Below are 24,174 nucleotides of genomic sequence, written 5' to 3'. Positions count from 1 at the left end.
CCATGTTTTTGGCGTATTGGCGATCATGGGGGCCACGCTGATGGCGGGCCCCTCGGCTGCCGATGTGCGGTATGACATCCTGAGTTTTGAGGACTTGGAGGGTTGGGTCGACGACGATCACGCCGCTGCCCTCGCCGTCTTTCTCAGCACGTGCCGCGACATGAAAGACCCCGATTGGCGCGCGCTTTGTTCGTACGCTGACGCAAATCCCGATCCCCGCAGCTTTTTCGAGCTACTTTTCCGTCCCGTTTTAATTGATGACGGTAGCGAGGCTATGTTCACCGGATACTTTGAACCTGAGCTTGACGGGGCTTTGAGCCGTTCATCGCGTTATCAATATCCGATCTATAAGATGCCAAATGAGGCCTTGAGTTCTAGTCCATGGCTGACACGGCGCGATATTCTCGAAAGCGGTGTCATGGCGGGGCGTGGCCTTGAAATCGCTTGGGTCGATGACCCGGTTGAGCTTTTCTTTTTGCAAATCCAAGGCTCCGGTCGTGTTCGACTTCCCAACGGAGGGGGTCTACGGGTCGGGTATCGCGGATCGAACGGGCATAACTATCGGTCTATCGGCGTAGAGCTGGTACGGCGTGGTATCTATGACGCGCATCAAGTCAGCGCAGAGGTCATCAAGAACTGGGTGCGGCGCAACCCCGAGGAAGGCCGCGAACTGTTGCTTCACAACAATTCCTACGTCTTTTTTCGAGAGGTAAGTCAGGTTCCCGCAGACAAAGGGCCATTGGGCGCCATGAACCGGTCGGTTACCACAATGCGGACAGTTGCGGTTGATCCCGCATTTGTCCCGTTGGGCGCCCCGGTTTGGATCGAAAAAGAAGGTAAAAAGCCACTGCGTCGGTTGATGGTCGCCCAAGATACCGGGTCCGCAATCAAAGGATCACAAAGGGCGGACGTTTTTTTTGGCACCGGGGATAAAGCGGGCCGTGCTGCGGGTGAATTGCGTGACGCTGGCCGGATGATTGTGCTTATGCCTATTCAACGGGCCTACGCATTGCTTCCAGAGCCCGCAATATGAGGCGGCGGAGGCTAGCGCCTGAAGAAGTGGCGCTGTGGCAGCAAGTTGCGGAGCGGACCGAGCGCCTCAACCAAACGCGTAGTTTTGATCCTGACACCGCATTGCCAGCACCACCAGCGCCTGCACTACGAAAAGCTAAGTCGGTGATCATGGGTAAGCCGCAACCAAAACTGAAAGCACGGCCCAATGATTTGATCCCTGCAATAGACGATCAAATCCGGAAATCCCCTGTCGCGATGGATCAGAAGTCATTCGGCAAACTTAAACGTGGCAAGATCAAACCCGAAGGCCGCATTGATTTGCACGGTATGACGTTGGACCGCGCGCATCCTACGTTGACTCGTTTTATTCTGTCTGCCCATGCGGATGGTAAGAGGCTCGTTCTTGTCATTACTGGCAAGGGCAAGCAGCGCGATGAGGGGGGGCCAATCCCGGTGCGCCACGGCGTTTTGCGCCATCAAGTACCGCAATGGCTCAAGATGCCGCCGTTGTCGTCAGCGGTCTTGCAGATCGCGCAGGCGCACATCAGTCATGGCGGCGGCGGTGCTTATTACGTCTATCTACGCAGGCAGCGGTAAGCTGCGCTGGTACCGGATGATGCCTATGGCGGCGAGTATTGCCGCCCCCACGTAGAACAACGAAATCGGCAACATTTGCTCGGGAAAGACGATCCCCAAATCAATGAGCACGCCCGTAACCCCAGGACCAATTGCGGAGCCAAACACCATAAGTGCCGCCGCGACGGCCTTTATGCTACCCAGATGTCGAGTACCGTAAAAAACCGACCAAAACGCCGTCGCCCCGGTTGATTGCAGGCCCTGTCCAACACCAAATATCATCATGCCAACACCTGCCATGAAAATTGTATCTGCATAGGCCAACACGAAAAACGACACTGCAAATGGCAGCATCTGGATTGGCACAATCCATTTCACGCCGAAACGGTCAATCGCCCAGCCTGAGAGGAACGTGAAGGTCACCGTAGCGACAGTATAAAGCGGCATCAGGGCAACGAAGGATACCAGATCCCAACCCTTCACTTCTGTCAGGTGGACTTGCTGAAAAAACAGCGCAGTTCCCCAAGCGCTTGGGCCTAAAACCATTGGAATCATTAGGTAGAACAGAGGATGGCGCAACATCTCACCACGGGTCCAGTGACGCCCCTGCATTCCCGCCGCCTGAACATCATCCGACATAGATTGTGGCGTGCGTTCTTGTTGCAATAACATCTGCATCACAGGGATAATGAGCAGAACGCAAACCGCAGCGATCAGCCACAAACTACGCCAATGAAGGACCGCAAACATTGCAACAAACAGCACTGGCAAAGTGGCCTGACCGGCCGCGAAACCCATTGAAGACAGCGAAAGCGCACGTCCGCGTGTTGCAATGAACCACCGCGACATCGCCACAGCAGCAAGTTGTGACATCATTCCCTGCCCTGTTAACCGCAGCGCAAAGATTACAAAAATCAACAGTAACGCGTTCGGCACCACAGCCATTGCGACGCAGGCGGCTGCTAACGTGATCATGACGACCAAAGACAACCCTCGCACGCGGAACCTGTCGGTCAGTACCCCAACCCAGACCATTGCGACCGCAGATACCGTCGTGCCGATCGTATAGATCAGGCCCCAGCTACCATCGGTGAGAGAAAAGGTATCTTTAATCTCACCTGCAAACAGCGAGATGAAATAAGTTTGCCCAAAGGACGACGTAAACGTCAGCAAAAATCCTGCGAACAGAAACAGGCGATTGTTGATAAGAAAGCGGAGGTATCCCATACGCCTTGGTCTCAGGCGCATGGGAAAATGAAAAGGGGTTAAAGCACGTAGCGGCTAAGATCTGTGGACTTTGTTAGTGCGCCAAGGTTCTTGTCGACAAAATCCGCGTTCACAACAATTTCTTCGCCGCCTCGGTCTGGCGCAGTAAAGCTGAGCTCCTCAAAAACCCGCTCCATCACCGTGTAAAGCCTGCGAGCACCAATGTTTTCAATACTTCGGTTCACGTCGGCCGCGATCTTGGCCAGCGCAGAAATGCCATCATCGGTAAAGCTGACCGTGACTTCTTCGGTGCCCATGAGGGCTGTGTATTGCAGTGTCAGCGCATTGTCGGTCTCAGTTAGGATGCGCACGAAGTCTTCTTCGGTCAGCGCACGCAGCTCCACTCGAATCGGCAGCCGGCCTTGCAACTCTGGAAGCAGATCAGATGGTTTGGCCACGTGAAACGCACCTGACGCAATGAACAGGATATGATCCGTTTTGACTGGCCCATGCTTGGTGCTGACAGTTGTGCCCTCGATCAGCGGCAGAAGATCGCGCTGCACGCCTTCACGGCTTACATCGGCGCCACGGGCATCGCTTCGTGCGCAAACTTTGTCGATCTCATCAAGAAACACGATACCGTTCTGCTCGACTGCTTCGACAGCAGTGCGGGTCACGGCTTCATCATCCAGCAGCTTGTCGGCTTCCTCGCCGATCAACACTTCATAGCTTTCTGATACGCTCAGGCGTTTCTTGGTCGTACGGCCACCCATTGCTTTGCCAAAAAGATCGCCGATGTTCATCATTCCCATGCCGCCACCGCCGCCGGGTTGTCCGGGAATTTCCATGGCCGAAAAAGGGTTGGAGGTGTCACTCACCTCAAGCTCGATCATTGTATCGTCCAGTTCACCAGTCTTGAGCTTCTTGCGGAACATGTCACGCGTGCCTTCGCGTGCGTCAGTGCCCGCAATCGCGTCAATCACACGCTCTTGTGCCGCATGATGCGCACTGGCCTTAACGTCTTCGCGCATGTGGTCGCGGGTCATGGCGATGGCATTGTCGACCAAATCGCGAATGATCTGTTCAACATCGCGCCCGACATACCCAACCTCAGTGAACTTCGTCGCTTCGACTTTAAGGAACGGAGCGCGTGCAAGCTTTGCCAAACGGCGGCTGATTTCGGTCTTGCCGACACCAGTTGGCCCGATCATCAGAATGTTTTTTGGATAAACTTCGTCGCGCAGGTCATCATCCAATTGCTTGCGCCGCCACCTGTTGCGCAGGGCCACAGCCACAGCGCGCTTTGCATCACCCTGGCCAATAATAAAGCGATCAAGCTCAGAGACGATTTCACGGGGGGTCAGGTCGGTCATTTGCTGATTTTCTCCACGGTCAGGTTGCCGTTGGTATAAACACAGATATCTGCGGCGATCTGCATGGCATCGCGTGCCACGCCTTCAGCATCACGGTCGCTGTCCATCAAGCCACGTGCTGCTGCCAGTGCGAAGTTGCCGCCAGATCCAATAGCCGCCACATCATGTTCAGGTTCCAGCACATCGCCAGCACCGGTAATCACGAACATCTCTGCGCCATCCGTTACGATCAGCATCGCCTCGAGCTTTTGCAGATACTTATCGGTGCGCCAGTCCTTTGCCAGCTCCACGCTCGCGCGCGCCAGTTGCCCCGGTGTTGCTTCAAGCTTTGCTTCTAGCCGTTCGAGCAGCGTAAAGGCGTCTGCGGTTGATCCAGCAAACCCTGCCACCACGTCAAATCCACCGGGCGATAGGCGCCGAACTTTGCGGGCGGACCCTTTGATAACCGTTTGGCCAAGGCTGACCTGCCCGTCACCTGCGATCACTACTTCGCCGCCCTTTTTGACGCCGATGATCGTCGTGCCGTGCCAACCGGGAAATTCTTGCTTTGCCATAAGGCCTCCATCTGGTTGGTTCATATATGGCCGTAGGGATTTGCGGGTACAAGGGCAGGTCTTGCTGGTGGTTTGATCGCCCGCTAGCGTCTGCGCATGACAAAGCCAAGTACAATCCGATTTTACCTTGAACCGCCTTTGCGAAAAAGCGCCGAAGAGGGGCGGCATAATTTCATCGGTAAGATGGCAGGGGTGCTTGAGAAAGCTGGATATCAAGCAGTATTTGAAACTCCGGGAATGCTGGGCGCGCTACCAAATCGAGGGCGCTCGCTTTCCCATATGAAGCCTCCTCCCGATCACGAGGGGCTCGTTTTTCGCAGGGCCTATCACTACCCATTTTGGCAAATTGAACAGACGGAAAAGCGGTGGAGTTGGGATACCGCTCTGTCATCGTTCGATCCTGAACACTCCCCACGAAAAGAAGCGGAACATTTTTATGCGTTCTGGCAAAAGCGGCTGTTTGTGGGTGCTGTCGAGCAGTCTGAGCGCGCAGGGTTCGTCTATGTCCCGCTGCAAGGTCGATTGCTGGAACACCGATCGTTCCAAGCTTGCAGTCCGATTGAGATGCTGCACCATTGTTTGGTGCATGAACCCAATCGCCAAATTATCGCCGCGCTGCACCCCAAGGAAAATTATACAGCGACTGAAGTCGACGCAATTGAGGCGCTGGCGGCTCAGCACCCACGCCTAGAGGTGATCATGGGCAACATGCAGGCGCTTCTGAAGTCTTGCGACTATGTTGTGACGCAGAATTCATCGGCTGCGTTCAACGGGTACTTCTTTGGAAAGCCAGCGCTGCTTTTTGCGCAGGTTGATTTCCACCATATCGCGGTTGCGGCTGATTTGCATAACTTGAGCCAGAGTTTTGCAGAAATGGAGAACCACGCACCCAATTACGCCGCATACATACACTGGTTTTGGCAAGATCAATGTATCAATGCTGGGCGCGAAGATGCTGAGGAAAAGATCGCAGCAAGGCTCAAGCGGTTCGGCTGGCCCGTGGGCTAAGCCCGGCCGCCAATTCGGAGTTTATCCCCCGGCAATGCGTTTGCCGAAGGATAAGTTAGTTTTTCAGATCAAATAGATTCTTCGATCCAGCTTTGCAGGGCCGCTTTAGGGCGTGCGCCTGCCAAGTTGGAAACGACTTCGCCACCTTTGAAAATGAACAGAGCTGGAATGCCGCGAACGCCCATTTGAGCCGGTGAGTTGGGATTATCGTCCACGTTCACTTTGACGATCTTAATTTTGCCTTCCATTTCGGCGGACAGCTCTTCGAGGGCCGGGCCGATTTGTTTGCATGGACCACACCATTCGGCCCAGAAATCCACCACTACGGGGATGTCGGAATTTTTGACTTCGGCGTCGAATGTTTCGTCTGTGACGGCTACGGTGGCCATGATTTTCTCCTGACAGAATTATTATACTGTTTAACTAAGAACCTGCCGTAGTTGCGTCAAGGTCGGGCGCACGAGCAAGCGCAGAAGTTACCAGATCGTGAGGCAAAGCCATCAGGCTGCGATCGCGGGTCCAAAGGATCGCGGTTTCGATTGTTTGGTTGGGATAGATTGCCCTGAGAGCTTGGGCGTAGGCCCCCATCTGCCTAAGCAAACCTTCTGGACAGGTGCTAGCCTCCGACGGGACCAGTCGATTTGACTTGAAATCGATCGCCAATATGCGCTGCGGCGAAATCAACAACCTGTCGATGATGCCATACATCGGCCGTCCAGCAAGCGTGGCGGTTACGGCGACTTCTGCCAGCGCATCGGTTTCGAAAACAAACGATAGGGCCGAATCCCGCAAAACGGCGATGACCTCAGCAAGTGCAGCACGGGCCATTTCCGCATCTGCGCCTCGGACAAGCGATTGCGCAGCGTCATTCCACATTTCAGAGGGAAGGAGCGGCAGGCGCTCCAAGAGGAGATGAACGAGGCTACCAAAGCTTAGCGCGGTATCCTCATCGCTGCCGTCATCACCGGCAAGCGCTTTAGCACCGCCCAACTCCGACGGCGAAAGGGTAGTCTCTCGGGGCAGGGCTTCAAGGAGCGGAGCGCCAAAAACAGTGTCTAATTCTGGGGCTTCTTCAGTACCGGAGTCTTCCACAATGATCGGTAAATCGTCCCAGACGTGCTCTTCAAACCGCAGTATATTGGCGGATTTTTCAGTGAGCGGGACAGCACCAAGATGCACCATCGCCTGTTCTACTAGTTTGTACCAGCAGTCAGATGTATCTGAAACGGGGCCCATTCCAGCCACGATCAGCCATTTTTCAGCCCGCGTCATGGCGACGTATAAGAGCCGCATATGCTCCTCAACCTGCGCCTCTTTCAGGGATTGTAGCTTTTGATCTACAATATTTGGCGTCTCCGCTTTGTTAGGCCGCCAGATTGGCACCCCATCAAGAGATATAATTTCGTCTTTGATCGTGGTGTTCGACTTAACCGTATCAGGCAGGATCACGATGGGCGCTTCCAGACCTTTGGCACCATGCACCGTCATGACTCTGATCTGGTCTGAAGCGCTGTCGATCTGTCGTTTGATTTCCAGATCATCCGTTTCAAGCCAGCCTAAGAAACCTGTTAGGCTGGGGACGGCTGTACGTTCATAGGCGAGCGCTTGATTGAGTAGTGCGTCGATGCCGTCTTCCGCTTCGGGCCCGAGCCTTGCCAGCAGGTTGCGCCGACCATCATGGCGGATCAAAATGCGTTCGATCAGGTCGTAGGGCCGCAGGAAATCGACCTGTCCGCGTAAATCGCGCAGCACCGTGAGCGTTTTGGGGTGCAATTCTTCTTGCAGACGCAAGGCTTGCCACATGTGCTTTTCTTCACGCCGATGCGCGAGGGTAAAAAGCGATTGCTCCGACCAGCCAAACAGGGGTGATCGCAAGGCTGTGGCCAGTGAAAGGCTGTCTTCGGGCGTTGCAAGAAACGACAGCAACGCTGCGATGTCTCGCACCGCCAACTCCGCCCCAACCTTGAGGCGGTCAGCACCTGCAATCGGGAGTCCGGCTGCCTTGCAGGCCCGAATAATCTCTGGAAAGACACCTGCACGACTTTGAACAAGGATTAGGAAATCTCCCGCACGGATGCGTCGTTTAATCAAACCTCTGTTTCTATCTTCGTCGGGTATGAAGTTCTCAGTGTTAACCAAGTGATTGATCTGCGCCGCAATTTGTTCAGCGAGGATTACCGTTTGGTGCTGGCCGCTGCGCCGGTCCAGTGGCGTCGACCAATCCTCGGCCTCCTCTTTTTCAGGGCGCTCAACCAGCGGCCATAGATCAACCCGACCAGGCAGCGCGGATTTGAATGCCAAGTGCATCGTCTTTTCACCCATCAGATCGTTTATCTGCGGGTCGAACGTTTGATCCACGGCTCGCAAAACCGCGCTGGATGACCGAAAGGAGTAATCCAAACTTTGGCTCTGAAACTTCAACCCCGCAGCGGTCAAGCTTTCATCAAACATCACGCGTTTCAGGTCGAATTCACGTGGATCAGCACCTTGGAACGAGTAGATCGATTGCTTTTTGTCTCCCACTACAAAGAGGGTACGGGCCGCGTCGTTGTCACGCGCGCCGAGGCCGCTGGTGAATTCCTCAGCCAGCTTTTCGATAACATCCCATTGCCGAGGGCTGGTGTCTTGCGCCTCGTCAACAAGGATGTGGTCGATGCCGCCATCAATTCGGTACAAAACCCAAGCCGCAACCTTTGGATCGGTCAACAACGCCCGCGCGCGCAGGATCAGATCATCAAAGTCGAGCCAACCACGAAGTTGTTTTTTCCCCTCATAGAGACTGATAAAACGTGTTGCGAACCGCTGAAGCGCACCTGTGCGGGCAGCATTTCGGTGTCGCAGCTGCTGATCCTTTGCCTCTGCGGTGCGCTCCATCAAATCCTCGAATGAACTAAGAGTAGGTCCAAGTTGTTCCTTTGCTGCCTTAGACGGGATTTGCTTTCTGGGCGTCCGGTCCAACGTAAGAAGCGCGTCTTGCAGAGCGCGAAGATCGTTGGGTTTTGGATTCTCAAAGTCGATCTCTTTTAGTTTCTCAACTAGCGAGACCATCAGCTTTCCGGTCTGTGCCTCAAAGATGCCGATCGCCTCTGGCATCCACCGCGAGACGGCTTGGTCCATAACTTCGCCGGGCAGGGCGGAGATGTCAAAGTTCGGATCGAGGTCAAAAATTTCATTTAGCTTCTCGCCGGGCGCATCGTTTGAAAACAGCTCTCTGTTAGATGTGATGGCTTGACTGAACTTACCAAAGTTCTCGTCGGTGAAATACCGAGCCAGATCATGCACAAGGGCGGCATCTACACCATCAGCCATCTCGTCAACAATCTCTGCCCGCAACAGCTCAGCAGCGCGATCCTCAACTTCGGTAAAGTTCGGGCTAACCCCCGCTTCAAGTGGAAATCTCCTTAATAGAGACGCGCAAAACGAGTGAATCGTTTGAATTTTCAACCCACCCGGCGTTTCAATTGCCTGAGCGAATAACGTTCTAGCGCGGCGCAATTGATCAACTGGAATGCTCTGGGTTACGCCAAGATCACGCAGGGCATTCCCCAAATCCTCATCGTCCAACATTGCCCATTCGCCTAGCCGCTTGAACAAACGGTTCTGCATCTCAGACGCGGCTGATTTCGTGTAGGTCAGGCAAAGAATTCGCTGCGGTTCAGCCCGATCCAACAACAGACGCGCAACCCGATCTGTGAGCACGCGCGTCTTTCCAGACCCCGCATTCGCACTGAGCCATGTTGACATGTCAGGACGTGCTGCGGTGATCTGTGCGCGCGTCGCTTCATCCCATTCTGGCAATCCGGTCATGTTAGGTCCTCTGGCCTTGGCATATCGGAGGCATCCCATTCGCCGTATCGTGACAGCTGATCATAATCACTTTCGAAGCCGTCTCGCTCCATCATGCGCCGCGCGGTATACCCTTGGTTAGGATCAAAGTAGGTGGCTATCAGAGCGCGTAATTTTGCCAGCACTTCTTGCGTCGGCTCTTCGGCCAAGGGCGCAGACTCTTCCACGGGAGGATTGCCCAGACCAATAAACGAAGCACGGGCCACAGGGGCAGGGCCGATTTCCTTAAACGCGCCCTCTTCAACCATCGCAGCCTCGATCAGCAGCTGTTTATCAAAGAGTTTCTGCTGAGTTTTTGTGGGAGGTTTGCCAGTCTTGTAATCATAAATCTCGATCTCACCAGCGCTGGTCTGGTCAATTCTGTCTGCCATACATCGTAAGGTGAACCCGATGTCGCGCATAAATAGCATACCTCGGGCACCATCCTCAAAGGCGAGGGGTTGCGAATTGATTTGCCGAGCGCGTTCTTCTTCAACGAACCAATCAGCGATTCTATCGATCCGGGCGAGCCAGAGACTACGCGCTGCAGGCCAAGGGGCAATCTCGTCCAGAACGGTTTTAGCGGTCTCTAACAAGGCACTTTTCGTCAGGTTATCAGGATCCGCAACGACGCTCTTGATGAACCTTTCCATCACCGCATGCACGACAATACCTCTTAACGGGGCGTCGGGTGATTGAATAAGAGGTCGAAGTGCGCGCAGACGCAGGCTGTGCTTGGCATATATGGCGTAGGGGTCACGGATCAGCGTTTTGATCTCGGTGACGGAAAGCGCACATGGACGGGCCGCGATTGGCGGGCGCGGCGATGGGCGATGTGCCGGATCTACCCGTTCAACAGCCTCAAGCGCCTTTGCCTGTGCTAACCAGACATTCCCCCGGCCGATCATTGCCGCATAGGCCGCATCACCACCAATTTCTTTAAGGCCATTCATCAGGTTGCCTAGGCGGTTCAGCCATCGCGACGGCACTGTTTCGGAATCCTCCGACCTGATTGCCCGGGTCATCCAAACTTCTGGCGCGCAAACGGCCTGTTGGTAGTCATGCGCAGATAAGCCAACGCGACGTTCAGGCAGCAAAAGACCTGCGTCATGCCTCATCTTCCGGTTGAGCCATGGATCCGGAGTCGGGGCTTCAGGCCAGGTACCATCGTTCAAACCGCCAAGGATCACCAGATCGGCACCCTGTACGCGCGCTTCTAGGGTGCCCCAAATCATAATATCCGGATGGGGGGCGTCGCGGTCGCGAACTTCCTCTTGCGACAGGAGCGCGCCCACCAAATCACCGTAATCCACCGCCGAGAAATCGCCGCCATGTGCTGCTTCAGCTTGCAGGCCCTGCATCACCTGCCAAGCTTTTTCACCAGACTTCTTCCTCCATAACTCATGCCCCTCAAGACCCAAGGTACCGGAAGCAAGTTGGTTCGCCAGCGTCAGGTGTCTTGTGGTCCAATGCTCCAGACTCAGAGAGTTAGGGTCACATATTTCAGTCAGGGTGGCGCTTACCCATTCTGCCCAGACCACCGTTGGCTCTGGGTCTTCCCCTTTTGGAACGCTACGGGTCGCAAGAGTGATTAACTCCCCGCGATCAGGATAGGGCAGGCCGTTGCGCCGGATTTCTAGTTCGAGCCGCTGGGTGCGCAGTTGGTGCAAATTGCGGTCACTGGCGCTATGGGTCAGAGGGTGTTTGAGCAATGTGAGCAGTGCTTCTGCATCTAGTCGTCGCGAAAGTAGCGCAGCCACATGGCGCAAGAACCGACCAGGCGGCGAAAGATGAAGTGGTGTACCCGCACTGTCATCAGGTAAAATATTCCATCGGCTGAGTGCGGCAGTCACCCGGCGTGTTAGCATCCGATCAGGTGTGATCAACGCAGCGGTTTGACCCTCTTCGGCGGCCATACGCAGCCGCATCGCTATCGCAAGAGCTTCGGCTCTTGGAGTGTCTGCCTGGATAAGTGTTACGTCTTTGACGGCTTCTCCAATGTTCTCCAGCATTGGCCCCTCAACGCGCCAAGCATCTGTCACAGGCGCAGGCCGGAGCGACAAAGACACCAGCCGATTTCGCGCAGGCGCGGGAGGCCGAGTATCATCCCAAGGCATCACGCTGTTGGGCGAGGCACCGAGCCCCTTCATCATGCTATGGAAACGGTATTGCGGGTGATCTTCGGACATCAGCGGATCATCTAGCGCGGCCCAAACTCCAGCAGGCAACGCATCGTCAAAGCCAGGCAGGACCAATGCGCCTTGTGGCAGTTTCGCCACCGCTTGCATTAGCATCATTGTAGTCCCGCGGGATCCGGTCGAGCCCGCGATTATTACTGGGTTCTGGGGCGGCGTGTTTTCCCAATGGGCTGCGATATCCAGAACCAGTTTGCGCTGCCGTGCTTCGGCGTCAGGCTGCGCGGTTGTTTGATCAATGTAGTCCTGCGCAATGCCAAGAAAGGTTTTGGCGCGCTGCCAGTGGCCCGATTGATCAGTCACATCAAGTGCTGCGATATCGTCGGCTGTGACTCCTTCACCCTGAATTTCATCCATCAGCTTTGCCAGGCTGTCTGTCAGATCATAAAGCGAGGCGCGCGGTGCCAATTCAGGCGCACGGTCAAGTAAAGCAGAGATCAGGCCGATCAACTCTAACCGTCTGCGCAAAGGGGGCATCGGCGCGGGGGCAATAACAGAAGGCGCAAGAGAACCAAGATCGGTGATGAGCCCAATTCGGGGTAACAGCCGCGGCGTGCCGGCCTCGAATATCTCACGCAAGCGTCGGGCCATCCGGCGTGTGTTGACGATCAAATCAACGCGTGCGAGAGCCTCGGGAGGCGTACCTTCGGTCCTGCGCAAGAGCCCGGAAACCAGAGCTTTTGGGAAGTCGACACCAGGCGGCAGGCCGTAAACGCGTGGGCTTTCATTTGACTCAAACATCGGCTCTACTCAGCATGTTTTCCGCAAGAGCCACGCCCTGAGGATGACCAACATCGCACCAGTGACCATCATAGGTCAGACCAAACAAGCGCTGTCTCTCCAGCATCAGATCCCAGATTCTATTGAGTGAGAAAGCGGTCTCCGGAATCGTCGCAAGCAGGTCAGTTTTGATGATCTGTATTCCACCATAAATCAGGCCCGGCCCTCGCGTCAGGCGCCCGTCGATATCAATGGTAAAGTCCCCGCTGCCAGAATAACCCACCGCTTGATCAGGGGGGACCGCAATCAGCAGCGCGTCCATAGTTGACCCATCCCACGCATCCAGAAGCAACTTTAGCGGATTTGCGCCGCGCCAGATCGCATCCGTGTTCATGGTAAAAACGGGGCCATCGCCAAGCAAGGGCAGGGCATTGCGAAGCCCGCCTCCGGTTTCAAGAATATCCGGCAGCTCGGTCAACGTTTCCACATTGAGGGGATGCAGGTGATCTTCAAGCATCTCGGCCTTGTAGTGCAAGTTCGCAACGAGATGTTTGGGCTGAATGGCGTGTGTCAGATCAAGTGCGTGGTCGATCAGGGGTTTGCCGGCGACCTGTATCAACGGCTTTGGTTGATTGGCTGTAAGGTGTTTCATGCGTGTGCCAAAGCCCGCAGCGAACATCATTACAGCTTCTGGACGGTCGCGCATTTTGCCTTCAACCTTTCGAGTATCTTTTCCGTGGGGGCAGGTAGCGTATCTATCAGCGGCCTCAGAGATCCAAGTGCAGGATGGCGGAGGTTGGTTTGAATGTGGCCCCAAACACGCGGGATCAGATCGACGTAATGCGCCTTGCCATCACGCATGCATAGACGTGCGAACACACCCAAAATACGTAGATTCCGTTGAAGGCCAAGCAGGGCATATGCCGAAATAAATGCGTCACGATCCTGTGGGTTTTGATCGAGATAGCGTTCAATCATTGCGCGCTCTAACTCTGGATCCACATCGCGGCGAGCATCTTGAAGAACGGACACCAGATCGTAGGCGGGGTGACCTGACATAGCATCCTGAAAATCCAAGAGCCCTACGCGCGCGACGCCTTTTCGATCAGGAAGCCAAAGTAGGTTTTCAGCATGAAAATCGCGCTGAATTAAAACGCGCTGTGCGGTATCAAGCGGGGAAAGGAGGGCGCGAAATTTCGCTTCGAATTCAGCCAAGGTGGTTTGATCTAGGGCATCCTTGGTCCCCAGTTGATACCAGTGAAATGCCAACGCGGCTAACGGTGTCATGGTGGCTGCATCATACGGAGCTAAATCTGGGGCAGGGGCCGCGTGCTGGGCCGTCAGCACGTCAATGGCAGCATCATAAATCGGACGTTCCATTGTCGGTGTGGCCTGAACAACCCTCGCAAAGAGCGCATCACCGAGGTCTTCGATCAACAGCAAACCAAGATCGGTGTCGCTGAAGTGGATTTCTGGAGCACTAAGGCCCATTGCTCTCAAGTGCCTTGCAATGGCGACGAAAGGGCGAATATCTTCGCCTTTTTCCGTCGGCGCATCCATAAGGATCAACGTGCTGCCATCGGCTTTTTCAAGTCTTTCATAACGACGGTTTGATGCGTCGCCTGCAACCAGCCTGCGCGGGGTGTTTCCCCACCCACTTGCGGTCACAAACTGGTTGATCTGGCAGCTACGATCTAACATTTTCCCCAGCCTACCAATTTTGCGTCCCATTTGGGATGTGTCCAGCGAACGTCCATAACTCGGCTATCCTCAGTCGAGCCAACCTGCAAGCCAATCAACAGCGCTTCTTGCGGTGTCAGGTCGCCTAATCGGTCCGGCCATTCTATCAGGCAAATCGCAGTGTCGACGGCCTCAAACAGACCAAGCTCTTCGATCTCATGGGTGGAGCTTAGACGGTAAAGGTCCGCATGCCAGATTGGGCAATCCGCACCTTCATAGGTCTGTACGAGGGTGAAGGTCGGAGATGGAACATCTTCCGGGGGATGTATGAGGGACTGGATCAATGTGCGAGCGAAATGGGTTTTGCCCGCACCCACATCACCACTCAGCAAAATAGTATCGCCTGCCGAAAGATGTGCGGCCAGTGTCAAAGCATGCATGTTAGTAGCATCAGCTGAGTCGAGCGTTAGAGAAAGGTGGCGAGTATCCATTGCGCCAAACTACGTGGCCCACCCGCAGCCGCAAGGGTCGCTATACTATTCCTTTGCCTGCGCCACAGATTGATGCAGTTTGGGCAGCTGATTTGCTAGGCAAAACCTGATCATTGTCGCACCAGACACAACAGGAACGACTTGGCACGCCATCGGGTTTTTGCCTTTGATCTGGACGGGCATGTCCCATGGATAACGGTCCGCGGCACCCATAACGAAATCCTCGACATCTTGCCACATCGGGTTCGGCGAGGCCTGTTCTTTCCACGCTTTAATGGAATCTCCAATCGTCACATTGGCAAAGCTCTGTTCGGGATTGAGGCCCCACATGTCCCCATAAGCGGCATTAGAAAAAGTCAGAACGCCGGATTGCGAAAAAACCACGATACCGTCGCTTAGTGTATCAAGAAGGCATTGCCCCAAATCTAATTCGGCCCTGAAATTGCGCGCCAGGGTCACCTCTGCGCTGATATCTTCGATTAAGAAAGCAGTTGCGCCATCCGGGTGAGGTCGCCCACTGACCTTATAGGTTTGGCCCGTCTCGAGCGACCAGGTTTCTTGATAGCGCCCATCATTGGCCGCTGCGATAACTTCAGCAATTTCCTGACGCCAGTTTTTGTAATTCTTCGGCTCTGGCATGCGCCGGTTCTCCCGCAGCAGATCAAAGAACGACATCATCGTCGGCCGCCCGCTAAGGAACTCAGCCGAAAGGTTTGTAAGATCAATCAATGCTGGGTTAAATATCGCTAGCTGCCTTTTGCGATCAAAAATTGCCAAACCAATGGATAGATGCGCAAAGGTCTTGGCGAGGGTCTGCACAAAATTACGCTGGGCCTTTTCGGCGCGAACAACGGCATCCAGACATGTTGCGCGAATGACCGCGCCACCTTCCATCTGAGTTCGGTGAATTTGATACCATTCAAGGCTCCCATCCTCACCAATCGACAGTGAAGCGCGCTGTTCTTTAGCGTCTTTTTGTCCGACGATGTCGACGGCAAAGAGCGGTGATATGGGGTCAGGTTCCGTACCTGTTGCGTGACGATAGAGGGCTGCATAAGCAAAATTGTGCCAAGTCACCCGCCCCTGAGGGCAGACCTGCCAAACGGCTTGAGGGTTGCTTGTAGTGATCGCACGAAGGTTGATCAGCTCTGTCAGATCTGCGGTTTCTGAGGGTCCATCTCGAAACGCTACCCGTGTCATGGGGCCACGAAAACTGATCGCAACGTCACCGCCGCCATCGATCAGGACGCGCGTTTCACCAAAGGCAGCAACGCCGGGCCGTAGCGGGAAATCAGGGACTTGCTTGAGAATTTTATCGCGTAGATCCTCCCATTCATGCGCACCCGGTTCCAGCGAAAAACGGTCCTGCGCATCAGGCGTCGCATGGTGCAGTGCGCCTTCTTCGAACAACAAAACCTGCCCTTCGGCTCCAGCCTCGGCAGAGATTTCTGCTGCAGGTGTTATGCGGTTCAACCACCAAATCGCAATCACGGCGCTAATGAGTGATCCGGTCACAACAATCATTAAATCGAACATAGGCATGAACGTACCGCTCGCTAAGGAAAGACTCCCTTGATTGTTCGGCAGCGCAGTTAATAAGTGGTTAACTCAAAGGTGGGCTTCGTTGACCGAGCTCAATTTCACACGGTGATTTTCTGGTTTTGACCGTATTCAATAGGCGTTGCGCCGTCGCGTGCATCAATCTTGACGCGAGGCCAAGTTACTTCTACCACAGCTCCAGAAAGCGCAGATTTAGCATCTGTATTCTCTGCACCATTCGCAAAGCTCAGTCTTGCGCCAGACCGCTCAAGCAGTGTTTTGGCAATAAAAAGACCCAAACCCATCCCCTCATATTCAGGCCTAGCCGGGTCAGTTTGTGTCGATTTGCCGCGCGGCATGAAAGGATCACCGATCCGGCGCAAGAGGTGTGGCGGAAAGCCCGGACCGTCATCCAATATCCGAACCGTTATCTCCTGTTTCGACCAGCGCGCTTCGATCCAGACAGTCGTCTCTGCGAAATCCACGCCATTTTGTACGAGGTTGCGCAACCCATGAATGATCTCTGGCATCCGTAAGATAGCAGGTTGGCTTGTCTCAGGTCCGCTGCTTTCGTCATGCAAAATGATGACCTTTTTGCCTCTATCCAAGTGCGGATCCGCAGCGCCTTCGATCACTGTCATTAGGGGAGCCTGACGCAAATGCAGATCATCTTTACCCGCACGGCCCATATCACGCAGAATATCGCGGCAACGGTCGGTTTGATCGCGGATCAGAACGGCGTCCTCTAGCAACTCTGGTCTGCCCTTCAACTCGCCGACCAATTCAGCGCTGGCCAGCTTGATTGTCGCAAGTGGTGTGCCCAACTCATGTGCCGCGGCAGCCACCACACCGCCCAAGTCGGTCAGCTTTTGCTCTCGAACCAACGCCAACTGTGTTGCGGCCAATGCGTCAGACATGGAGTGGATTTCGCTCGTGACGCGGCGCGAATATGCACTGGTAAAGACAATCGCAATAATCAGGGCGATCCAGTGGCCAAAGATAAAAAGCTCCGGGATCGCCAGGGTGTCCCCACCCTCGGTGTGCAGCGGCAAATGAAAAACGGCCAGTATTGAAACGACAACAATGGCCATACCGCCCAAGACAATAGTTGATCGCAAGCTCAGCGCTGCCGCCGATATCGTGACAGGCCCTAGCAGCAGCAATACGAATGGATTGTTCAGGCCACCGGTTAAGAACAGAAGAAAGCTCAGTTGCACCAGATCAAACATGATCATAGCGAGGTTCTCACTCTCGGACAGCCGTTTATTCTGGGGAAAGATAAAGGTGGCGACGAGGTTAGCGATGATGGACGCGCCGATGGCAAAATAACACCACCCGAGCTCTAGCTGTAACCCATAAAGCAAGGGAGCAACCGTCGTCGCAATCAATTGCCCCGCAATGGCGAACCACCGCAGAACGATCATTGTGCGCAACCTAATCCAATTGGCCCGCATGCGCCCACCAAGGGGCCGGATCGTTGCCTGCGTCATCTGCGCACCCTATCATTAATGTGATTTGTATCGTTCTTTCACTAGGGTAGGTGTGTGCCTGACAACGATCAAGGCGTGAAACGCCATGCCAAGGAGGATGCCCATGATCCGTATGATAGCCATTGCCGCCGCCCTCTTAATTGGGCTTGGCATGATCGCCATGACAGTGCTCACGGGTGGACTGGCATCCGACGACCAATACGCGCAATGCCGTTCAACGGCCGTGGCTGGAGGCGCTGATCTAGGCGGTCCGTTTGAGCTTTTGAACGCGCAGGGTGAAATCGTGACAGATGTTGATGTCATCACAGAGCCGACGTTGATCTATTTTGGCTACACCTACTGCCCAGATGTTTGCCCGCTGGACGTCGACAGGAATGCATCCGCAGTGGAAATTATGGCCGAGCGCGGGCAATCGGTTACGCCGGTTTTCATCACCATTGATCCTGCGCGCGACACACCGCAGGTGGTTGGTGAGTTTGCAGAAAACATGCACCCCAAGATGATCGGGCTAACGGGATCGCAAGAACAAATCAAAGCAGTGAGCAAAGCCTACCGTACCTACTATAGCGCGCACCCCCCGGTGGATGGCGAGTACCTCGTTGATCACTCGACTTTCAGCTATTTGGTTATGCCTGATGAAGGCTTTGTTGAGTTCTTTCGCCGCGAAAAGACGCCTGAACAATTGGCTGAGAGCATCGGTTGTTTTGTTGATAATATGTAGCAGGGTTTGACGCCTCCCCAGTTGCGCTACATATTCTCACAGAACAGCCGTAAGGGGTGAGCAACATGACACAGCTAGATATCGGTCCGGACAAGAGCCTGCTCTTACTTGATGATGATGAACCATTTCTTCGCCGGCTTGCCAAGGCGATGGAAAAACGTGGGTTTGAAGTGGAAACCGCTGATTGTGTTGCCGCGGGTAGTGCTATTGCGACGGCACGCCCACCAGCCTATGCGGTTGTTGACCTACGGTTGGGTGATGGAAATGGCCTAGATGTTGTTGAAATCCTGCGTGAAAAGCGGCCCGATGCGAGGGTTGTCGTGCTGACTGGATATGGTGCAATCGCGACAGCTGTCGCAGCGGTGAAAATCGGAGCGACAGATTATCTGTCCAAACCGGCCGATGCGAATGACATTACCAATGCGCTGCTTACTACCGGTGATGATTTGCCGCCACCGCCAGAAAATCCAATGAGCGCTGACAGAGTGCGCTGGGAGCATATTCAGCGTGTCTATGAGTTGTGTGATCGTAACGTGTCCGAGACAGCCCGGCGGCTTAATATGCACCGGCGGACGCTTCAACGGATTTTGGCGAAACGCTCGCCAAAATAAGGTTTATCCCTTGGCTCCCTGGCCACGCGCATAGATGTCTTCGTATCGGATGATGTCGTCTTCACCCAGATAGCTGCCTGTCTGTACTTCGATCAATACCATTGGTACCTTGCCTGGGTTTTCCATCCGGTGCACGGCACCCAGCGGGATATAAACGGACTGGTTTTCGGAGACGAGCTTGACGTCCTTGTCCACGGTCACCCTCGCGGTGCCTTGCACGACGATCCAATGTTCCGACCGGTGGTGATGGCTTTGGAGCGAAAGAGAAGCACCAGGGTGTACGACAATCCGTTTTACCTGAAACCGCTCGCCAATCACGAGGCTTTCAAACCAACCCCAAGGGCGGTGATCAATCGGAAATTGATCGGCTTGTGTGACACCACGCGCCTTTAGTGCTGTCACCGCTTCTTTGACGCGCTGGGCTTGAGATTTATGCGCAACAAGAACCGCATCAGATGTTGCGACAACCACGACATCATTCAGCCCGATGCCTACAACTTCAACATTGTCAGACTCTGACCGGAGCAGCGAGTTGTCACAATCAATTGCCGTTGCGTGGTCCGAACAAACATTGCCGTTGTCATCTGGCCCTGCCTCGCGCCAGACAGCATCCCAGCCCCCTAGATCGGACCAGCTGTGCGCATATGGCATAACGGCCAAATTATCGGCCCTTTCCATAATCGCGTAGTCGATTGAAATATCTTCGATCTGACTCCAAGGCTCTGCCGCTAGGCGGGTAAAACCCAAATCAGTTTGTGATTCATCAAGTGATGCTTGCACGCCATCCATCAGATTTGGTGAATGCGCTTGATAGGCCGCAATGATCGCCTTGGCAGAGAATAGAAAAATTCCCGCGTTCCACAGGAAATTCCCAGCATCGAGCATTTCTTGCGCCTGCGCGGCGTCAGGTTTTTCCACAAAGCGCGCCAGTGGTTGGGGGCTAACGGCATTTGCATCCGCTCCAGCGGCCAATTCGAGATATCCATAGCCTGTTTCGGCACGCGCTGGCGTGATGCCAAACGTCACCAGATCACCAGCCTCAGCTCGAGGTACTGCTGCTTGGACTGCCTCAAGAAACAACGGTGTTTGTGCAATCACGTGATCGGACGGTGCCACCAGCATCAACGCCTCAGGGTCTGTGCGCGCCAACCATAGGGCGGCGGCCAGAACCGCGGGGGCGGTATTGCGGCCCTCTGGTTCAATCAGGATCGCCTGCGGGGATTGTTCAATCGCCGCCATCTGTTCAGTCACGATAAAGCGGAACGGATCACCCGTTAGGATCAGAGGGGCGGCAAAGCCATCTCCGGTCAACCGCCGGGCTGAGGCCTGAAACAGGCTTTCATCGCCCATCAACCGGGCAAATTGTTTCGGATAGGATTTCCGCGACAAGGGCCAGAGCCGTGTGCCGGAGCCGCCACATAGAAGAACAGGAACAATCATTGTCAGCGCAACCCTTTGTACGAGGTTCGAATTATCTCTTGGTTTGCCCAAATATCGTGGACACATCCAGTATTATCCCTAACCGCAAAGCTTGGCCATGATGCGGTAAGGTTGGAGCGTATTTATGGCAGCGGATGAGGCATCGTTATTTCGCCCGAAGCGTATTTTCCGACTGTTCGTTGAACCAAGCATAGGTCTCTCGGATGCCGTCCTGAAGATCGATGCGCGCGCGCCAGCCCATATTTGCAAGGCGCGACACGTCCATGAGTTTACGCAATGTGCCATCTGGCTTGCTGGGGTCTGTGGTGATGGTCCCGGTGTAGCCCGTAACCTTTGCAACCATTTTTGCCAGCTCAAGGATTGAAATATCCGTGCCAGAGCCGACATTAATGTGGCTGAGCATCGGCTCGGTGTTTGCATCATAGGTTGCTCTGTCGAGGTCCAGCACAAACAATGACGCTTCCGCCATGTCGTCCACGTGAAGGAATTCCCGGCGCGGGGTGCCTGAACCCCAGATTATAACCTCTTCTGCACCACTGGCCTCAGCTTCATGGAAGCGGCGCATCAACGCAGGAAGAACATGGCTGTTTTCAGGGTGGAAGTTGTCGCCAGGCCCATAAAGATTGGTGGGCATCACAGAACGATAGTCCGTTCCATGTTGACGGTTATAGCTTTCACAAAGCTTGATCCCCGCGATTTTTGCAACCGCGTAAGGCTCGTTCGTGGGTTCCAACGTGCCAGTTAATAACGCGTCTTCGCGCATCGGCTGAGACGCGCCCTTGGGATAGATACAGCTTGAGCCCAGTTGTAACAGACGCTGAACCCCGGCGCTGTGCGCTTGATGTATCACGTTGGACTGAATCATCAAATTTTCATAAATGAAATCAGCAGGGTAGGTGTTGTTTGCGTGAATGCCGCCCACCTTTGCGGCGGCCAGAATGACAATATCTGGCTTATTTGCGTTCATAAAATCCCGCACCTGAACCTGATCGGTCAGGTCCAATTCTGCGTGGGTGGCTGTGATCAATTCAAGCGCTTCGCCGTCTGCGCGGCGCGTTTCCAGCCTGCGCTTGATGGCGGTGCCTACCATGCCGCGATGCCCTGCGATGTAGATTTTGGTCATGGCTGACCTTTCTCGCTATTCGACGCTAACGGGCAAATCAAACCCATGCTCTTTGAGCAAGGCGTGACGCTTGGCAGTTTTGAGATCGGATGCGACCATCTCGGTGCACATCTCTTGCGTGGTGATTTCTGGGACCCAGCCCAGCTTTTCCTTGGCTTTTGTCGGATCGCCCAACAGCGTTTCGACTTCAGCTGGGCGGAAATAATTTGGGTCAATTTTCAGCACCACGTCGCCGACCTTCAGGGCTGGCGCGTTGTCGCCGGTGATCTTGGCGACGGTTGCTGTCTCGTCCACGCCGGTGCCGTTAAATTCCAACTCAAGACCTAATTCAGCAGCCGACCAAGTGATGAACTCGCGCACCGAATACTGCTTTCCGGTCGCGATGACAAAATCTTCAGGAGTATCTTGCTGCAGCATCATCCACTGCATCCGTACATAGTCTTTGGCGTGACCCCAATCGCGTAAGGCATCGATGTTGCCCATATAGAGACACTTTTCGAGGCCTTGCCCAATATTACACAGGCCGCGCGTAATCTTGCGGGTCACAAAAGTCTCACCGCGCCGGGGGCTCTCGTGGTTAAACAAGATGCCATTGCAGGCATACATTCCGTAGGCTTCACGGTAGTTTACAGTGATCCAATAGGCGTACATTTTCGCCACAGCATAGGGGCTGCGCGGGTGGAACGGCGTAGTTTCGGTCTGCGGCGTTTCTTGAACAAGACCGTAAAGCTCGGACGTGGAGGCCTGATAGAAGCGCGTCGTCTTCTCCATGTCAAGGAACCGGATCGCTTCAAGCAGGCGCAATGTCCCAATGCCATCGACATCCGCAGTATATTCCGGAGCTTCAAAGCTCACAGCAACATGGCTTTGCGCACCCAGGTTATAGACCTCGTCTGGCTGCACTTCGCTAAGAATACGTGTCAGGTTCGACGTATCAGTCAGATCACCGTAATGCAGCTTGAAATGCGCGTTGTTGACGTGCGGATCCTGATAGATGTGGTCAATCCGCTGAGTGTTGAACAGCGATGCCCGCCGTTTGATCCCGTGGACCTCATACCCTTTGGCCAACAGAAACTCTGCCAAATAAGAGCCATCCTGCCCTGTGACGCCGGTAATAAGTGCTTTTTTCATGCCTGCGGATCCATTGCTGCAACGGTTTCGTGATGCTTTTCATATTGGTGCGGATTTATCAATGCGAGGATGAGCCTTCTGCCGACCCAAGCGATACAACACGCGCCTCTGTTTTGCGAAAATACTGAACGACTGCATCGTCTGGGCCAAGCTGTTTGACCGCGCGGTCAAGTGCGCCTAACGGACCGGCACCAAAGTTCTTGGGGTTAACATTCATTTCTGCTGCCGCTGCACGCAGCAGCGATGCTGCTAACGTTGGATCCTCTGCATAGCGTCGTGCCAAAGATTCTAACCAACCAGGACCGCTCGCCACTGTTACCGGAATCTTGGTACCAGATACGGAACCACTTACTTCGGCTCCGGACAGTCTTGAAATCGCTTGAGGCATCCCGTCGCTTGGGTGCTCAAGGAGGCTGGCGCGCACCGAATTCATCGCTTGACCATGGAAAAAGACGGGTGCTTGCCCCAAAGTTGCATGTCTGTCGAACACATCCAAATAGTCGTCAACTTCTGCCGTTGTGACGAGCAGATTCACGACAAATGGATCGCTATGAAAAAACGGATCGTAGGCCTGAAACAAATGCCACGCGTCATTTGGCTTGCGCGCGCTGGCCCTCGCACACTCTAACGCCCACCAGCAATCATATGGCACGGTATAGTCGAGCCCAATTTGTTTCATCAGACGAGGCTGCCAAACCTCACGCAGAAACGCCTGAAACAAAGGGTCACCTGTACGGTAGAGAGCATTTCCGTTAAGATGGGACTGGGTTTTTTTCTTAAGCTCGCCAATACCAGCATAAACTGAACCGATCACCCAAGCACTGGTGTGGTCATCGATAACATCTTGCGTGGCTTCAACCCACCCCGCTGAGACGGGCAGGCAATCAACCTCGATTTGAAGGGTGAAGCCGCCGCGCTCCTGCGAGAATTCCATCGTCTTGAAAAATTGAAAGTTTGGACCTGCACGGGCACCATATGCGCCCTCCCGAGCGCCGGGCTTGCGTTCATAGCGGTCGAAATCACCAGCTAGATCAGCACTGAGTGCACTGAAACCCGAAAATGCATTGGCAAGCTTTGGATGATCGCGAAACAGCGCCTCAGCCAACGCCAGCTGATCTTCATTTGCCGCGTTTGCGACAATCATCAGATGCGGTCGATGCGTTCGTGCATCCACCACTGGCGCAAAACGCTCATCAGACCAAAGCGCAAACAACTGTGCTAGGACTGGCCCGATATCGCTGGCCACGACGGGAACTGCCACGCAGCGCAACGTTGTGTCGCCATGGCCACGTCTGGGGGTGCTGTCCAAAGGTTTCATCAGGGCCTTTCCCCTTCGGCATTTTATGTGCAACGTCCGGGGGATGATGATTAATGCGCGCATCCTACCTTGTCCAGCGCGGCAAGGGTTGGGCTACAGTTGCCATGGGTGTTTTGCACGTGGTAGAGCGACGGCCTTGCACCCTCGCGCGAAACGGAG

Annotated in this window: 20 protein-coding genes; 5 read left to right on the top strand and 15 right to left on the bottom strand. The window is 54.5% G+C overall.

From position 1 onward, the window contains the following. The first annotated feature begins 40 nt into the window (after positions 1-40). Together mltA and C1J03_RS00340 are read left to right on the top strand one after the other, a co-directional pair. A complete protein-coding gene (gene mltA / locus C1J03_RS00345; protein WP_441351147.1) occupies positions 41-1,033 on the top strand; it encodes a murein transglycosylase A in 993 nt (330 codons plus the stop codon). After that, positions 1,030-1,611, top strand: a complete 582-nt coding sequence (locus C1J03_RS00340) for a Smr/MutS family protein (RefSeq protein WP_114882574.1) — start codon at positions 1,030-1,032, stop codon at positions 1,609-1,611. The genes mltA and C1J03_RS00340 overlap by 4 nt, the downstream gene beginning before the upstream one ends. On the opposite strand, the gene C1J03_RS00335 is transcribed toward C1J03_RS00340, so the two are convergent. The 3 genes from C1J03_RS00335 to hslV are packed head-to-tail and all read right to left on the bottom strand — an operon-like array spanning position 1,594 to position 4,723. After that, positions 1,594-2,817 carry an MFS transporter gene (locus tag C1J03_RS00335; RefSeq protein ID WP_114882572.1) on the bottom strand — a complete coding sequence of 408 codons (1,224 nt, stop codon included), beginning with the start codon at positions 2,815-2,817 and terminating at the stop codon, positions 1,594-1,596. The two genes, C1J03_RS00340 and C1J03_RS00335, sit on opposite strands and share 18 nt — an antisense overlap. 38 nt (positions 2,818-2,855) lie before the next feature. Beyond that, positions 2,856-4,169: an ATP-dependent protease ATPase subunit HslU gene (gene hslU / locus C1J03_RS00330; RefSeq protein WP_114882570.1), complete on the bottom strand. Its 1,314-nt coding sequence runs from the start codon at positions 4,167-4,169 to the stop codon at positions 2,856-2,858. Further along, positions 4,166-4,723, bottom strand: coding sequence for an ATP-dependent protease subunit HslV (gene hslV / locus C1J03_RS00325; protein ID WP_114882568.1), 558 nt, complete (start codon positions 4,721-4,723; stop codon positions 4,166-4,168). The genes hslU and hslV overlap by 4 nt, the downstream gene beginning before the upstream one ends. Positions 4,724-4,819: 96 nt before the next feature. On the opposite strand from hslV, the gene C1J03_RS00320 reads away from it, so the two are divergent. Beyond that, positions 4,820-5,731 carry a capsular polysaccharide export protein, LipB/KpsS family gene (locus C1J03_RS00320; RefSeq protein WP_114882566.1) on the top strand — a complete coding sequence of 304 codons (912 nt, stop codon included), beginning with the start codon at positions 4,820-4,822 and terminating at the stop codon, positions 5,729-5,731. 68 nt (positions 5,732-5,799) lie between these two features. Here the strand turns inward: C1J03_RS00320 and trxA are convergent, their stop codons facing one another. The 8 genes from trxA to regB form a co-directional block, all read right to left on the bottom strand. Further along, positions 5,800-6,120 carry a thioredoxin gene (gene trxA / locus C1J03_RS00315; protein WP_114882564.1) on the bottom strand — a complete coding sequence of 107 codons (321 nt, stop codon included), beginning with the start codon at positions 6,118-6,120 and terminating at the stop codon, positions 5,800-5,802. 34 nt (positions 6,121-6,154) lie between these two features. Further along, positions 6,155-9,538 carry a double-strand break repair helicase AddA gene (addA, locus tag C1J03_RS00310; RefSeq protein WP_114882562.1) on the bottom strand — a complete coding sequence of 1,128 codons (3,384 nt, stop codon included), beginning with the start codon at positions 9,536-9,538 and terminating at the stop codon, positions 6,155-6,157. Then, positions 9,535-12,492 carry a double-strand break repair protein AddB gene (gene addB / locus C1J03_RS00305; protein ID WP_114882561.1) on the bottom strand — a complete coding sequence of 986 codons (2,958 nt, stop codon included), beginning with the start codon at positions 12,490-12,492 and terminating at the stop codon, positions 9,535-9,537. The genes addA and addB overlap by 4 nt, the downstream gene beginning before the upstream one ends. Beyond that, complete coding sequence (locus C1J03_RS00300; protein ID WP_114882559.1) at positions 12,485-13,177, bottom strand: nucleotidyltransferase family protein; 693 nt, start codon at positions 13,175-13,177, stop codon at positions 12,485-12,487. Before C1J03_RS00300 ends, addB begins: the two co-directional genes overlap by 8 nt. Further along, positions 13,153-14,172 carry an aminoglycoside phosphotransferase family protein gene (locus tag C1J03_RS00295; RefSeq protein ID WP_174234425.1) on the bottom strand — a complete coding sequence of 340 codons (1,020 nt, stop codon included), beginning with the start codon at positions 14,170-14,172 and terminating at the stop codon, positions 13,153-13,155. Before C1J03_RS00295 ends, C1J03_RS00300 begins: the two co-directional genes overlap by 25 nt. Beyond that, positions 14,166-14,642, bottom strand: coding sequence for a tRNA (adenosine(37)-N6)-threonylcarbamoyltransferase complex ATPase subunit type 1 TsaE (tsaE, locus tag C1J03_RS00290; RefSeq protein ID WP_114888769.1), 477 nt, complete (start codon positions 14,640-14,642; stop codon positions 14,166-14,168). Before tsaE ends, C1J03_RS00295 begins: the two co-directional genes overlap by 7 nt. A 45-nt stretch (positions 14,643-14,687) precedes the next feature. Further along, positions 14,688-16,184, bottom strand: coding sequence for a PAS-domain containing protein (locus C1J03_RS00285; RefSeq protein ID WP_114882557.1), 1,497 nt, complete (start codon positions 16,182-16,184; stop codon positions 14,688-14,690). 98 nt (positions 16,185-16,282) lie between these two features. Next, complete coding sequence (gene regB, locus C1J03_RS00280) at positions 16,283-17,671, bottom strand: sensor histidine kinase RegB (RefSeq protein WP_114882555.1); 1,389 nt, start codon at positions 17,669-17,671, stop codon at positions 16,283-16,285. Positions 17,672-17,774: 103 nt separating this feature from the next. Between regB and C1J03_RS00275 the strand changes: the two genes are divergently transcribed. Further along, positions 17,775-18,392 (top strand): SCO family protein, encoded by a 618-nt coding sequence (locus C1J03_RS00275; protein ID WP_114882554.1) that lies wholly within the window; start codon positions 17,775-17,777, stop codon positions 18,390-18,392. Positions 18,393-18,457: 65 nt separating this feature from the next. Then, positions 18,458-19,003: an ActR/PrrA/RegA family redox response regulator transcription factor gene (locus C1J03_RS00270; protein ID WP_114882552.1), complete on the top strand. Its 546-nt coding sequence runs from the start codon at positions 18,458-18,460 to the stop codon at positions 19,001-19,003. 3 nt (positions 19,004-19,006) lie between these two features. On the opposite strand, the gene C1J03_RS00265 is transcribed toward C1J03_RS00270, so the two are convergent. The 4 genes from C1J03_RS00265 to C1J03_RS00250 all read right to left on the bottom strand — a co-directional run bounded on the left by C1J03_RS00265 (position 19,007) and on the right by C1J03_RS00250 (position 24,015). Further along, positions 19,007-20,443, bottom strand: coding sequence for a mannose-1-phosphate guanylyltransferase/mannose-6-phosphate isomerase (locus C1J03_RS00265; RefSeq protein WP_114882550.1), 1,437 nt, complete (start codon positions 20,441-20,443; stop codon positions 19,007-19,009). 145 nt (positions 20,444-20,588) lie between these two features. After that, positions 20,589-21,566: a GDP-L-fucose synthase gene (gene fcl, locus C1J03_RS00260; RefSeq protein WP_114882548.1), complete on the bottom strand. Its 978-nt coding sequence runs from the start codon at positions 21,564-21,566 to the stop codon at positions 20,589-20,591. A 15-nt stretch (positions 21,567-21,581) separates the two neighbouring features. Further along, on the bottom strand, positions 21,582-22,697 hold the full coding sequence (gmd, locus tag C1J03_RS00255) for a GDP-mannose 4,6-dehydratase (protein WP_114882546.1): 1,116 nt from the start codon (positions 22,695-22,697) through the stop codon (positions 21,582-21,584). Positions 22,698-22,755: 58 nt separating this feature from the next. Then, positions 22,756-24,015, bottom strand: a complete 1,260-nt coding sequence (locus tag C1J03_RS00250; protein ID WP_114882544.1) for a hypothetical protein — start codon at positions 24,013-24,015, stop codon at positions 22,756-22,758. Positions 24,016-24,174: the final 159 nt, after the last annotated feature.

Origin of the sequence: Sulfitobacter sp. SK012 (genome assembly GCF_003352085.1) — a bacterium.
GTDB lineage: Bacteria > Pseudomonadota > Alphaproteobacteria > Rhodobacterales > Rhodobacteraceae > Sulfitobacter.
This window is presented reverse-complemented; position numbering and strand designations above follow the sequence as displayed.